Origin of the sequence: Cellulosilyticum sp. ST5, from assembly GCF_046529625.1 — a bacterium.
In the GTDB taxonomy this organism is placed as follows: Bacteria; Bacillota; Clostridia; order Lachnospirales; family Cellulosilyticaceae; genus Cellulosilyticum; species Cellulosilyticum lentocellum.
In genome coordinates this window covers 1,090,064-1,103,676 of sequence record NZ_CP132338.1, presented here as the reverse complement: position 1 = coordinate 1,103,676, position 13,613 = coordinate 1,090,064, and the positions used below count along the sequence as shown (strand labels likewise).

General features: G+C 35.5%; 11 protein-coding genes. All 11 read right to left on the bottom strand.

The features are described 5' to 3' along the window. Positions 1-93: 93 nt before the first annotated feature. The 11 genes from QTL86_RS05435 to QTL86_RS05385 all read right to left on the bottom strand — a co-directional run bounded on the left by QTL86_RS05435 (position 94) and on the right by QTL86_RS05385 (position 13,600). On the bottom strand, positions 94-1,632 hold the full coding sequence (locus QTL86_RS05435; protein WP_013657376.1) for a penicillin-binding transpeptidase domain-containing protein: 1,539 nt from the start codon (positions 1,630-1,632) through the stop codon (positions 94-96). Further along, positions 1,619-2,989, bottom strand: a complete 1,371-nt coding sequence (locus QTL86_RS05430; protein ID WP_410496725.1) for an FtsW/RodA/SpoVE family cell cycle protein — start codon at positions 2,987-2,989, stop codon at positions 1,619-1,621. Before QTL86_RS05430 ends, QTL86_RS05435 begins: the two co-directional genes overlap by 14 nt. Before the next feature lie 12 nt (positions 2,990-3,001). Then, a complete protein-coding gene (locus QTL86_RS05425) occupies positions 3,002-5,329 on the bottom strand; it encodes a DUF3656 domain-containing U32 family peptidase (RefSeq protein ID WP_410496724.1) in 2,328 nt (775 codons plus the stop codon). A gap of 38 nt (positions 5,330-5,367) precedes the next feature. Further along, entirely contained in the window at positions 5,368-5,742 is a 375-nt protein-coding gene (locus tag QTL86_RS05420) for a cell division protein ZapA (RefSeq protein WP_410496723.1), read from the bottom strand. Positions 5,743-5,805: 63 nt separating this feature from the next. After that, positions 5,806-6,801 carry a Holliday junction branch migration DNA helicase RuvB gene (ruvB, locus tag QTL86_RS05415; RefSeq protein WP_013657380.1) on the bottom strand — a complete coding sequence of 332 codons (996 nt, stop codon included), beginning with the start codon at positions 6,799-6,801 and terminating at the stop codon, positions 5,806-5,808. Between the two features lie 13 nt (positions 6,802-6,814). Then, entirely contained in the window at positions 6,815-7,408 is a 594-nt protein-coding gene (gene ruvA, locus QTL86_RS05410; RefSeq protein ID WP_013657381.1) for a Holliday junction branch migration protein RuvA, read from the bottom strand. Positions 7,409-7,624: 216 nt separating this feature from the next. Next, complete coding sequence (locus QTL86_RS05405) at positions 7,625-7,870, bottom strand: DUF896 domain-containing protein (RefSeq protein WP_013657382.1); 246 nt, start codon at positions 7,868-7,870, stop codon at positions 7,625-7,627. Next, a complete protein-coding gene (gene proB / locus QTL86_RS05400) occupies positions 7,870-8,664 on the bottom strand; it encodes a glutamate 5-kinase (RefSeq protein ID WP_013657383.1) in 795 nt (264 codons plus the stop codon). The genes QTL86_RS05405 and proB overlap by 1 nt, the downstream gene beginning before the upstream one ends. Positions 8,665-8,719: 55 nt before the next feature. After that, the gene (locus QTL86_RS05395) at positions 8,720-10,864 is read right to left on the bottom strand and encodes a DNA topoisomerase (ATP-hydrolyzing) subunit A (RefSeq protein ID WP_013657384.1); all 2,145 of its coding nucleotides are present in this window, start codon (positions 10,862-10,864) and stop codon (positions 8,720-8,722) included. A gap of 18 nt (positions 10,865-10,882) precedes the next feature. Continuing rightward, positions 10,883-12,850 carry a type IIA DNA topoisomerase subunit B gene (locus tag QTL86_RS05390; RefSeq protein WP_127066850.1) on the bottom strand — a complete coding sequence of 656 codons (1,968 nt, stop codon included), beginning with the start codon at positions 12,848-12,850 and terminating at the stop codon, positions 10,883-10,885. A 105-nt stretch (positions 12,851-12,955) separates the two neighbouring features. Then, the gene (locus QTL86_RS05385) at positions 12,956-13,600 is read right to left on the bottom strand and encodes a peptidylprolyl isomerase (RefSeq protein WP_127066851.1); all 645 of its coding nucleotides are present in this window, start codon (positions 13,598-13,600) and stop codon (positions 12,956-12,958) included. Positions 13,601-13,613 lie beyond the last annotated feature (13 nt).

The window sequence follows — 13,613 nt, the reverse complement described above, 5'->3', positions numbered from 1 at the left end:
TTATGATCTGGCCATTTTTTCATGATATGCTATTTTTTACCAATTTATTTTTAAAAAACAGGTGTTATTGTTTTTAGCAATAACACCTGTTTTTCATTCTTCACTATTACGATAAGCTTGTAAAATCTGGTCACATACTTTTAAAGCTTGTGCTCCTTTACCTCCACCTTCTACAACAACAGCAAAGGCAATAGGTGCTTTATTACCATTAGGGTCTTTGGCATATCCCATAAACCAAGAATGATCATCTTCTGTTTCATTTTGAGCTGTTCCTGTTTTTCCTCCAACAATAAGTCCTTTTTCAGGTAGGGAAACAGCTGTTCCATGGTCCACTACATTTTCCATAAGCTCTTGTAGCATTTTAGCCTGCTCCTCTGTCATTAGTGCGCCTGTTTGTTTAGGTCTATTATTAAGCTTTATAGTACCTGTTTTAGTCATAGAATACTCAATTAAATAAGGTTTCATACTTACACCATCATTGATAATAGCAGATGCCAATATTGCCATATGAAGAGGCGATGTTAGCGTTTTTCCTTGTCCAATAGCAGTAGCTGCTTTTTCAAAATCTGAGCTAATCACATCTGAAGTATTCGTAGCTCCTGCTTTATCTTGACTAGTAGCTAACGTGCTGCCTTTTTCATTTAAACTAAAACGGCTCATTGAATAATCCATATCAAAATTTAAAGGCCCATTATAGCCAACCGACTCTGCTGCTGCTTTTAAAGCACCTGCTGGCAAACTTTCTGCTAATGCAATAAAATAGGTATTACAAGACTTTGCAAAAGCTTCTGTTAAACCCAACTTACCATGTACTGCTTGGTTATAACACTTAATGGTATAATCAGTTCCACTAATACTTCCTGTACAATCATGGGTAAAATCTAACGTTTCCCCTGGATGTGTTTGCATATACGCTAAGGTAGTTACAATCTTGAAAATAGATCCTGGTGGGTATAGTCCTTTTGTTGCACGATTCACTAAAGGTGTATCTTCCGTATCTGTATTAAGCTTGGACCAGTTTTCTACTATTTTATTGGGATCAAAATGAGGTGTACTATACATGGCACGAATTTTTCCTGTTGTAGCTTCCATGACAACAACACCTCCCCTTTTGCCCTCCATGCCTCTTGCTACTGCTTCTTGGTAGCGGTGATCTAAAGTAAGTACGACATCTCTTCCTTCAAATTTCTTATTCATAAAGGCTGCTTTAAAAAGCGAGATAATATCATAACTTGGATAAAGTAATTGCTGATTTGCTAGTGCCTCAACGCCTGTTTTACCACTTTGTGCATAGCCAATAGGATGGGCATACAGGCTTTTATAAGGATAATAGCGTTCACCATCCTCTGTCGTTGTTGCTAATAATTCTTTAGTTGTCGTATCATAAATATTTCCCCTTATCACTTCAGATTCCAAACTATTTAACCTGGTATTTTGGGGATGAACAGCCATCTGTTTTTGTTTAAAAATTGTAAAATATACCATATAACCAATAAGCAGCGCAAATAGCATAATAAAAATTGCTGCTATGGTGTAAATCATTTTTCTATCTTGATTATTTTTTTTGCCTTGTTTCATTCTTTTATCTTCATTTGTATTTTTATTCTTATCTTTATTTTTACGCTTGTTCATCCTTTATCTCCTCCTTACTTTCATTCATTCGTCCTTTATAGGAGAAGTAGGTAATTAACCCAATCATACCCATACTTACCACCATTGAACTACCTCCTGCACTCATAAAAGGTGTGGTGATCCCTGTAAGTGGAATCAACTTAAGTACACCCCCTATAATAATAAAGGTTTGCATGGTGAAAATAGTGGCAATTCCAATGATAACAAGTCGGTAAAAAGCATGACTATAACGAAAAGCTACTTGCAAGCAAAGTAAAATAATGCCTAAATAAGCAAATAAAATGACAACACCTATGATATTTCCAAACTCCTCACAAGCTGCTGCAAATATATAATCTGATACGGCATAAGGAATTTTCCCCGGATTACCTCGTGTTAAACCACTGCCTAGCCATCCCCAAGTACCCATAGCAAATAAACCTTGTACTACTTGATAGCCATTACCAGTGATATCTGCCCAAGGATTGAGCCAAGCTGCTACACGCACTCTGACATGACCAAACAAGAAATAAGCCACCACGCTCCCTAGCCCTCCTGCTAAAAGGCCAATGCCAGGGAGTAAAAAGCTTTGTGTTGCTACAAATAACATCATTAAACTCGTCAGATAATACAAAAGTACTGCTCCTAAATCTTTCTGAAGCACTAAACAGCCTAACGACCCTAATACCACTAGCCCCGGAAAGATTAACCCTCGATAACCTTGCTTTTGCCGTTCACCATCACTTAAAGTTGATGCTAAAAAGAGAACTAATGCAACCTTTCCAATTTCTGAAGGTTGAAAAGAAAATCCTCCAATACTCACCCAATTCGTTGCACCTAATATTTTCGTACCGGCCACAAAGGGTAAGAACATTGTGATTCCCAGTACACCTAGATAAATATATTTATTATTAGGTTTAATCACAATGGAAAATAAACTTGGAAAAATGAGTGCAATAACTACTCCTATTATATAAGCTGCTATTTGCTTGGTAGCAATCTCATGATCTAGGCGCTCTAGTATCAAAAATCCGATATCTATTAAAAGGAACATGAGCTGCCATAATACCAGTTCATGATATCTTTTCATTAACCGTAAAATCCATAAACATATAATGAATAAAACCAGTACCACTACTCCATTAATCCCAATGGCAATTTTCATAGCAGAGTCAGTTTGTTTACCCATAAGTATACTTACTCCAGCTAAATGAAAGCAATATAAACAAAGAGATAGGAATTTATTTTTCTCTTTTCTTGTTCCTAACGAATAATTGACAAAGGGTTTCATAAAACTAAAGGCTACTAGCATAAACAAAATACCAAAGCCAGCAAAAATATAGCGACTCAGTAATATCATTAAATTAAAGTACCCCAAAATGTTCCCTCCTTAAAGAACTGTTTTAAATCCTGTGCCTTTTAATGGCTCCTTAGTTCCAGTTCCAAAATATGCTGCTAATACAGCTTTTGTTTCCTCCACCGTTTCATTAGTAAATTGTAAGCGTATACTAAAACTTTGCTTTAGTCTTTGAACCTCACTATTTTTTATGACTAATGGCTCATAGCTTAGTATTTGCATATAACAAGCCTTGCAGTCTGTTTGAATACGCCAAGAAGTTTGCTTACGATCTTCGATTTCAAATAAATGTTTTTCTTTTACTCCTTTTTGGCACTGTGGTGTTCCTCTTAGGACACATTGAGCGGATGTCATCATCGGCAATGTACCATAAACAATCTTTTCTTTATCACCAATAAGACCGTCTAGTTCTTCTCCTACTAACTCTACTGAAACGGTTACACGTGTAGTACCTCTCTCTTGCCATAAAGCAATCGTTTCGTTATTAGCCACATTCATATTATAATCAATAATAACTGCTTTTCCCAATCCATTAACGACCTCATATTCGCCCATGTTTCGCACGACATAGCCTTCTATGTCTGACTCTGCCCAAGCTTTAATGACTTGATTATAAGCTTTATGACTCGTATCTTTCATAATAGCTGGCAAATTCAAGTAAAAAGCCTTCCCATAAGCCTTACAGCGCTCTAAGGCTATTCTACTTGTCACATCATCATAATGCCATTCCCAGTAAATTGCTGTCACTTCTTCTACCTGTAAGCAAGCTTCTAACTGTTCTAGACTCGTTACATGGCAGATAGCTATGGGGACTATGGCTGCTTTTCTAGATATCTCTTCATAAGCCTTATAGGGATGATTAACTTCATGACTAAGTAACGCTGCTTCCAGCTGATTAATACCTTCTCTTCTTATATGATTTAATTGACTGATCCCTATATAAGCATCTTCTGGCCACTGGATTGATACTTCCTCTACAAAAAAAGAAGTACTTCCTAATTTAGTAAGTTGCTTTAAGGCTTGCTCTTTGGTTACAGGATTATTTTCTGCTATTTGTAATACGTCTCCTTTGTAAACCACTCGATGATTCTCACAATTCAAATGGACTTCTAAAGGCTCACCTATATGGCCTATAATACTCAAATGAATAGGCAATTTCTTTTGTGGCCTTTGATAAGTTGCTTTTAGCTGTTTAAGGAGCTGATGATTTTTAGTCAGATAAACCTCACTGCCAGGTTCTACATAATAGTCAAAATGACATTTAATTTGACTTCCTGCGCTGCAGTCTTTTGTAATACCTGTTCCTACACTTTCTTTACCTTTTCTAATAATCTCAAGTCCATCTCCTGGGTGTAAATCCCTTTCCAAACTGATAGTAGCCATTCCTGTTTTAGGTGCAAAATAAGTCACTTTTCCTGCTTTAATCCCTATATGCCTTGGACTATTAGGTGTAAGCATTTTTGCATTCCCACGATTATAATAATAACCTTTTGAAAATCCTCCTCGATTAAAGACACCTTTCATGATTTCCATATCTGCCTCAGTTACCTCATAAACTTCATTTCTAAGGGCTAAGTCCATATATTTACGATAGGTACCTACAACAGAAGCCACATATTCAGGTGACTTCATACGTCCTTCAATCTTAAACGAATGAATGCCTGCTTCCAAAAGCTGTGGTAAAAACTCAACACTACATATATCTTTTAAACTGAGCAAGTAACTCTCTTTTGTTAAAGCATTACCATCTTCTTTCAAAGTATACTTCATGCGGCAAGGTTGTGCACATCGACCTCTATTGCCACTTCTTCCTCCTATTAAGCTACTCATTAAGCACTGTCCTGAATAGCTATAACACAAAGCTCCATGAACAAAGGTCTCTACTTCTATATCACAAGTCTTAATAATCTCCTGAATTTCTTGAAGCTGCAGTTCTCTAGCTAAAACCACACGTTTAAATCCAAGAGATTTTAAAAACAAGACATCTTCTATACTATGAGCTGACATTTGAGTACTAGCATGCATACGTAATTGGGGAAAATAGCGCTTCACCATATGTGCTATCCCTAAATCCTGAATAATAATGGCATGAACCCCTACTTCTTCTAAATAAGTGAGGTAATCAAATAACTCTTTCATTTCTTTTTGTTTCACTAAAATATTAACCGTTACATAAACACGGACTCCTCTTAGCTTTGCATAGTTTACGATGTCTTGTAGTTCATCTGTAGTAAAATTATCTGCTGCTTGTCTTGCATTAAAGCCTTTGCCTCCAACAAATAAGGCATCTGCTCCATTTTCTATAGCTGCTATAGCATTTTCCATTTTACCTACAGGTGCTAGTAGTTCTGCTTTCTTCAACTTGGTTCTCCTTTTCTATAAGCACAACAGGGGAAGTTTTATCTCCCCCTGTTTGTATGTTCTTTTTTCTTAAATTGTTCTGTAGCAGCTAATTGCTGCTTACTTTCTGTTAACTCTAAAGTTAGTTCTTTCACCTTATCTTTTAGAGCTAGGTTCTCCCGATTGCATTTCTCTAATTCAGCCATATAACGTTCTAATTCTTGTTTACTTTTCACACACTCATCTGCTATATTAAGCGTCACCAACATATTCATACGTCCAGGATTAACGCGTTGTTTATGATATACTGACTGCACCTCATGTGTCTTTTCATTAATGAGCTTAGCCACTTTTTGCATGTGTTCCTCAGACTCTTCACCTTGAAGGGCATAAATGAGTCCACCAATCACCACTTCTACTTTGTTTTTTGACATGCATTTCACCCCATTACATGCAATTATTCTTGTCCCAATTATAGCATAACCTATCAAAAAATACTATAAGGTTTTTAACTCAAAGGTTTCATACGCTTTTGGTGCTAACATACGGCCTCTTGGTGTACGCTGCATATACCCTTGTTGAATGAGATATGGTTCATAAACATCCTCTAAGGTATCTCTTTCTTCACCAATAGCCGCTGCTAAAGTATCTAATCCTACAGGTCCTCCTTTAAACTGCAAAGCAATTGCCTGAATAATACGTCTGTCAATATCATCAAGACCATTACGGTCAATACTAAGTAATTCTAATGCTTTGGTACATACTTCCTCATCGATATGATTGTCGTATTTAATGAGTGCAATGTCTCTTACACGTTTTAATAACCTATTGGCTACCCTAGGTGTGCCACGACTACATTTAGCTAACTCTAAAGCCGCCTCCTCTGTAATAGGTGTTTGCAATATGGCAGCTGTACGCTTAAGAATACACCCTAATTCTTGCATGGTATAATACTCTAATCTCTGAATAATACCAAAGCGGTCACGTAGTGGTGAGCTCAGCATCCCTGCTCTTGTGGTAGCGCCAATTAAGGTAAACTTAGGCAAGGTTAAACGAATTGACTTTGCTGCTGGTCCTTTGCCTACTACAATATCAATACAATAATCCTCCATAGCTGAATAAAGGACTTCCTCAACATGGCGGCTCATACGATGAATTTCATCAATAAACAAAATGTCTCCATGCTGCAAATTATTTAAAATAGCAGCAATATCTCCTGGCTTTTCGATAGCAGGACCCGAGGTTACTTTAAACTTAACGCCCATCTCACTAGCAATTACACCCGCCATAGTCGTTTTACCAAGTCCTGGAGGTCCATAAAGGAGTACATGGTCTAAAGCTTCCCCCCGCTGCTTAGCAGCTTCGATAAAAATCTTAATGTTTTCTTTAATAGCCGTTTGTCCTATATAATCACTTAAGGTAAGGGGTCTAATATTACTCTCTATCTCGTTATCTTCTAGTTGTAAATCACTAGACATGATGCGTTTTTCCACGTTTCATCCCCCTTTACATTCCTAATAAGCTTAAAGCTTTTTTAATAAGTTCTTCACTATTTGCTTTATAATCATAAATAGCTTCTACCGCTTTTCTCGCTTCTTGAGCGGCATAACCTAAAGCCTCAAGCGCTTCTATAGCTTCTGCTTTGGCCGATTCATCCTTTAATCCTGTTTCAAGTAAGCTTAAATCTGGTACAAATAATTTACCAATACTATCTTTGAGCTCTAAAATAATACGCTGTGCTGTTTTAGGCCCAATACCACTCACTTTACTTAGCGCCTTACTATCCTGATTTAAAATAATCTCTATGACTTCTTGGCTGCTATAAGTATTGAAAACTTGCATACCACCTTTAGGCCCAATACCACTCACACTAATGAGCTTTCTAAATAATTCTCTATCTTCCATATGGTAAAAGCCATATAGGTCATGACCATCTTCTTTAATATGCTCATGAATATATATTTTCACTTTTTCACGGGTGCCATTTAATTCACTTAAAGTACGACTACTACAAAATACTTCGTAGCCCACGCCATAAACTTCTATAACTAATGTATTCTCCCCAATATGCTCTAAGGTTCCAACTAAATAGGTGATCATGGGTTACTCCTTTTCCTTATCTATGTAGGTTCTCTACTTTTATTTTCTGGATAATACCTCTTTATTTTTCATTCTTTATTTCTTATTCATACTTCTTCCTCTATTATTGTATACTACAATACCTTAATTAGCAATTACGTTTCTTCAAGTGCTTAGGCGTAAAATAGCGATGGGATACGTGCCCATCGCTATTTTTCATCTTATTTCTTTTTGCTACTAATGAGGTTTTTTATCACTTGGCATATATTTTAAAGGATGTAATTTGCCATCTGGCGTTTTAATCTTTGTATGCTCTAATTGACTTTTAAAATTACCTCTAAAAATGGCTAAATATTGCTGACGTAAGTGATCTTGTCTAATCTGTTCTTCAGCTGTTAAGCCTTCTTTTTTCTTTTTATGAGCTAGGGCATTAATTTCCTTAATTAATTCATCCATCTCCATAGATTTAATTCCTTTCTTCATTAAGCAGTAAACCACGTTCCTATGGCTTCACCACGTAGTATCTCTCTTAAGATTTCTATTTCTTCACCAGAAGCCACAATCGTTTCAGTACCACAAGCCTTCGCTATTTCAGCTGCTATAATTTTAGTAATCATGCCACCTGTTCCTAGATGAGAACCTGAACCTCCAGCCAATGCTTTGACATCCTCAGTAATATCATCCACCTGTGGAATAAGCGTAGCCTCTGCATCCTCTTTAGGATTAGCAGTATATAGTCCCTCAATATCTGTAAGTAAAATTAAAAGGTCCGCATGAATGAGCTCTGCAACTGTAGCTGATAAGGTATCATTATCTCCAAAACGATAACCTTCAATTTGAGCTGTAGATATACAGTCATTTTCATTAATAATAGGGATGACACCTAAATCCAATAACGTTTCAAATGTATTTTTAGCATTGTTACTTTTAATAGGGTCTTCAATAACATCTTTTGTCAGTAGTATTTGTGCAATGACTTGATTATATTCATCAAAGAACTTTTGATACATTTTCATCAAGATAGCTTGTCCAATGGCTGCTGTAGCTTGTTTTAAAGGTAAGTCTTCTGGTCTTTTATTGCGACCAATACGCTGCATTCCAGCGCCAATAGCTCCTGAAGAAACTAAAACGATTTCTTTTCCGGAGTTATTTAAATCTGTTAAAACACGTGCTAGCTTTTCCATTTTATCTAAGTTAACTTTCCCATTTTCATGGGTTAAAGACGATGTACCTATTTTAATAATTATACGTTTTGCAGCTTTTACACTTGCTCTCATTCAATTCCCCTCATTTCATCTTCATGAATAACTTTATCTATTAATGATAGATTTTCTATTTGTTCTCTAGTGATTTAGCAGTTGCTGGCAATTCTTTTGCTAATCGCGCTATCATTTCTTCTGTGAGTTCACTTGCTTTTACAAGTTTCTTCATACCAATCTTCTTAGTAATGCTTAAGGCTTGAACACCATTAGCATCACGTTTTTGTTTTTCTTCTAAAAGTACTACAGGTACAACGCCTACTTTATCATCTTCTCTTGTTAAAAGAAGTATGTCTTCTTCTTCCACAAAAGCAATGCCCACGCAAGGTGATTTACCATAAAAAGCTTTGATGAGTTTTTTACGATTCGTCTTGGTTTCATAGGCAGCTACCGGTACTTTAGCTACTTTACCTGTACTAAATCCAAAAGCTATATAGCCCGTGTAATCTGTTGTACTGTGAATCGCTAAAATTTGTTCACCCTCTTCAAGATCCAATAAATTAGGTAAGTACACGCCAAATTGGCTAGCTTTTGTATCTTCTATTTCGTGGAGCTTTAATTTATAAACATTACTTTTATTGGTAAAGAGTAAGAGATCACTACGATTACTCGCCTCTATTTCTTGAATAATCGTATCATCTTCTTTTAGCTTTTGTTCACCACTACTTCTTAAAGAAACTAGTGTGATTTTCTTTAAGTATTGATGATCTGTAAAAAATAGCTTCACATTATAATCTTCAATAAGCTCTTCATGCTTCACTTTCACAACTTCTGTATGCTTAATCACTTCTGTTTGGCGTTCAGTTCCAAATTTCTTTTGAATGACCTTAAGTTCATCACTAATCACTTTTTTAACTTTTTTTGGGTTTTCAATAATATCTTTTAACTCAGCAATTTTCTTTTCTAACTCATCTAATTCCTTTAAGGTTTCTAGAATATACTGTTTATTTAAGTGACGTAATTTGATCTCTGCTACGTAATCAGCCTGCATTTCACTAATTTCAAAATGCGCCATTAAGCGTGGTACAACATCTTTTTCTTTTTCTGTATGGCGAACAATCTCAATAGCTTTATCAATATCTAAAAGAATTTGCTTAAGACCTATTAAAAGATGATAACGCTTCTCCATTTTTTCAATAGCAAAACGATACTTACGTACAACACATTGTTGTCTAAATTCGCACCACTCTTTAATAATTTCTTTAAAGCCTAATACTTTAGGCATCCCATTAATCAATAAGTTAAAATTACAGCTAAAGCTATCTTCTAGTGGCGTTGACTTAAAGAGCTTTTGCATCAACATTTCAGGATCTGTACTACGCTTTAAATCAATCGTTAATTTTAGCCCAGATAAATCCGTCTCATCTCTTACATCAGTGATTTCTTTAATTTTCCCAGCTTTAACGAGTTCTTCAATTTTATCAATGATTGCTTCTACTGTTGTGGTATAAGGAATCTCTATAATCTCAATACAATTTTCTTTTTTAATATAATGATATTTAGCACGTACCTTAAAGCTTCCCTTACCGGTTTCTAGTACCTCTCTCATTTCAGTTTCATCTAAAATAATCTGTCCACCTGTGGGAAAATCAGGTGCTATAATATGTTCAAGTACATCAGCATCTTCATTTTTAAGGTAAGCAATCGTTGCATTACAGACTTCTTTTAAATTAAAAGAACAAAAGTTACTAGCCATTCCAACAGCTATCCCTTGATTAGGATTCACTAAAATGTTAGGAAAACGTGTTGGAAGTAGAACAGGCTCCTTCAATGTTCCATCATAGTTATCTACGAAGTCTACTGCATCCTCTTCAATGTCATTAAACACCTCTGTGCAAATCTCACTGAGTTTAGCTTCAGTATAACGGGCTGCAGCATAAGCCATATCTCTAGAGTAAACTTTACCAAAGTTACCTTTAGAGTCTACAAAAGGTGTTATTAAAGCACTGTAGCCTTTTGTTAAACGTACCATAGTTTCATAAATAGCCCCATCACCGTGAGGATTGAGCTTCATCGTTTGTCCTACAATATTAGCTGATTTCGTACGTAAGCCTTTTATTAAATTCATTTTATACATCGTATAAAGTAATTTACGATGGGAAGGCTTAAAGCCATCGATTTCTGGTAATGCCCTAGACACGATAACACTCATGGCATAAGGCATATAATTACTTTCTAATGTTTCCGTGATATTTTGCTTGATAACAAATTGGTCCACTACGCGTCATCCTTTCTTTTAACTCATATCCGCTAAGTCTAAATAGCGATAACCTTCATCTGCTATAAACTGCTTACGTCCTTTTAAATCATCTCCCAAAAGGACATCAAACATCGTTTGAGTGTCTTCCATATTTTCTGGCATGACTTGGATTAAACGACGACTTTCAGGACACATGGTTGTTTCCCACATCATATCAGGATCATTTTCACCTAGTCCTTTGGAACGTTGAATGGTATATTTCGTTTTAATCTTGCTTAGAATTTCTGTTTTTTCATATTCTGAATAAGCAAAATAAACTTTATCCTTCGTATTAATTTCATAAAGTGGTGTTTCTGCAATAAAAACACGTCCTTCTTTAATTAAAGTAGGTACTAAAGCATAGAGCATCGTTAAAATCAAGGTACGAATTTGATAACCGTCTACATCGGCATCTGTACAAATAATGACTTTATTCCAACGTAAATTATCAAGCTCAAAGGTATGAAGGTCTTTATTGTGTTTAGAAGTAATTTCAATACCACAGCCTAAAACCTTCAATAAATCTATGATAATATCACTTTTAAAAATTTTATCATAATCTGCTTTTAAGCAGTTAAGAATTTTCCCTCTTACTGGCATAATACCTTGGAACTCTGAATCTCTTCCTAACTTACAAGAACCTAAAGCCGAATCCCCTTCTACAATATAAAGTTCTCGTCTTGTTACATCTTTTGTACGACAATCCACGAACTTTTTAATACGATTACCTATATCGATACTACCACTTAACTGTTTACGCACATTAATACGTGTACGTTCAGCTTTTTCACGGCTACGTTTATTCACAAGTACTTGCTTGGCAATAAGCATAGCGGCATCTTTATTCTCAATGAAATAAATATAAAGGAATTCCTTTAAGTATTCCTGAATGGCTTCTTGTATAAATTTATTAGTAATTGCTTTTTTCGTTTGATTTTCATAGCTAGTTACCGTTGAGAATGAATTAGAGATCAATATAAGGCTATCTTGTATATCTACAAAAGTAATTTTCTTTTCATCTTTATTATAAAGATTTTCGTTTTTAAGATATTGATCAATGGCATAAACAAAAGCATTCTTAATCGCCTTATCTGGTGAACCACCGTACTCTAAATAACTTGAGTTATGATAGTACTCAAGCATATTTTTCTCGTTACAAAAACAAAAAGCAACTTGGAACTTTAATTTATATTCAGGTCTATCTTCACGGTCTTTTCCCTTTGTTTCTTGCTCTGTAAAAACCACGTCTGTAAAATTCTTCTCTTCAGCAACTTCTTTTGCATAGCCTAAGATACCATCTTCATAAAGGTAGACATGTTTTTCATTACTTATTTCATCTGTAAAAATGAATTCCAGATTTTTATTAACAACTGCTTGTCTTTTTAAGACATCATAAAAATACTCAGAAGAAACATTCACATCTGTAAAAACATCGTGATCGGGTTTCCAATGAATTTTACTACCCGTTTGCTTATACTCCGCTTTTGTTTTTCTAAGTCCCCCAATATTTTCACCTTTTTCAAAGTGAAGATTATAAATATAACCGTCGCGTTTCACTTCTACATCCATGAATTCCGAACTATACTGTGTTGCACAACTACCAAGTCCGTTAAGACCTAAACTAAATTCATAGTTGTCGCCTTCATTATTATTATATTTTCCCCCTGCATAAAGCTCGCAAAAAACAAGTTCCCAGTTATAACGTGCTTCTGCTTCATTATAATCAACAGGAATACCTCTACCAAAATCCTCAATTGTGATAGAATGATCAGCGTGCAAGGTCACCTTAATAGTATGTCCATAGCCTTCTTTAAATTCATCGATAGAGTTTGCTAGAATCTCAAATACAGAATGTTGACACCCCTCTATACCATCTGAACCAAAAATAACACCCGGACGTAATCTAACACGATCTGCACCTTTAAGTGCAGATATGCTTTGGTTGTCATATGTTTTTTCTCTCATTTTAATCACCTATATACATAATCTCATCTTATAACTGTAAATAAAAGCTGACCTATTGTCAAGATTTAAATAATACCCTACTCTTTGAGTGTACTCTGAAATCATTTATTTTAGCTCACGTACTTCAGCTAATGAAAGTACTTGTGGCTCTCCATAATATTTTCCAAAGGTATTCACTTCTATACGACTTACTTGGAGTCCTTCTTCTCGTTGCATCAACTCATTTGGTGCCATTTTACTCATTTCTTTTAAGCAGTCTAATCCTTCAATGACTTTCCCAAAGGCTGCATAAGTCCCTTCTAAATCCTTTCTAGGACTTAATAAAATAAAAAATTGCGACCCTTCCGTATTATACTTTTGTCCGCGGGACATACAAACAACGCCTTCATCTAAAGGTACATCATTCTTATAACCATTGTCACTACATTCACTTCGAATAAAATAACCCGGAAATCCTGTCCCATCCCCTATTTTATCACCTGTTTGCAGTAAATAATCTGGTAAAATTTTATTGAACGTTAAGTCACCATAATAATTTCCTTTTACAAGTGCAATAAAGTTATTAACTGTATTAGGCGCTTCTTCAGGATAAAGTTCTACTTTAAATTGTTGTCCATTGCCTAATGTCACTGTTGCTATCGGGTGAAGCGTTATCCTTGCCTCTCTTTGGTCCTTACTGCTTCCTTGAAGCCCATAAAAAAGTCCACCAGCAACCACTATACCTATCAAAAATAAAATCACCTTTTTCATTGGTTCACTTCCT

Excerpts from the sequence above, each read along its gene's own strand:
- QTL86_RS05405 (WP_013657382.1), bottom strand. The coding sequence starts at position 7,870 with ATGAAGAAAGGAATTAAATCTATGGAGATGGATGAATTAATTAAGGAA.
- QTL86_RS05420 (WP_410496723.1), bottom strand. The coding sequence starts at position 5,742 with ATGTCAAAAAACAAAGTAGAAGTGGTGATTGGTGGACTCATTTATGCC.
- QTL86_RS05435 (WP_013657376.1), bottom strand. The coding sequence starts at position 1,632 with ATGAACAAGCGTAAAAATAAAGATAAGAATAAAAATACAAATGAAGAT.
- proB (WP_013657383.1), bottom strand. The coding sequence starts at position 8,664 with ATGAGAGCAAGTGTAAAAGCTGCAAAACGTATAATTATTAAAATAGGT.
- QTL86_RS05385 (WP_127066851.1), bottom strand. The coding sequence starts at position 13,600 with ATGAAAAAGGTGATTTTATTTTTGATAGGTATAGTGGTTGCTGGTGGA.
- ruvA (WP_013657381.1), bottom strand. The coding sequence starts at position 7,408 with ATGATCACCTATTTAGTTGGAACCTTAGAGCATATTGGGGAGAATACA.
- QTL86_RS05390 (WP_127066850.1), bottom strand. The coding sequence starts at position 12,850 with ATGAGAGAAAAAACATATGACAACCAAAGCATATCTGCACTTAAAGGT.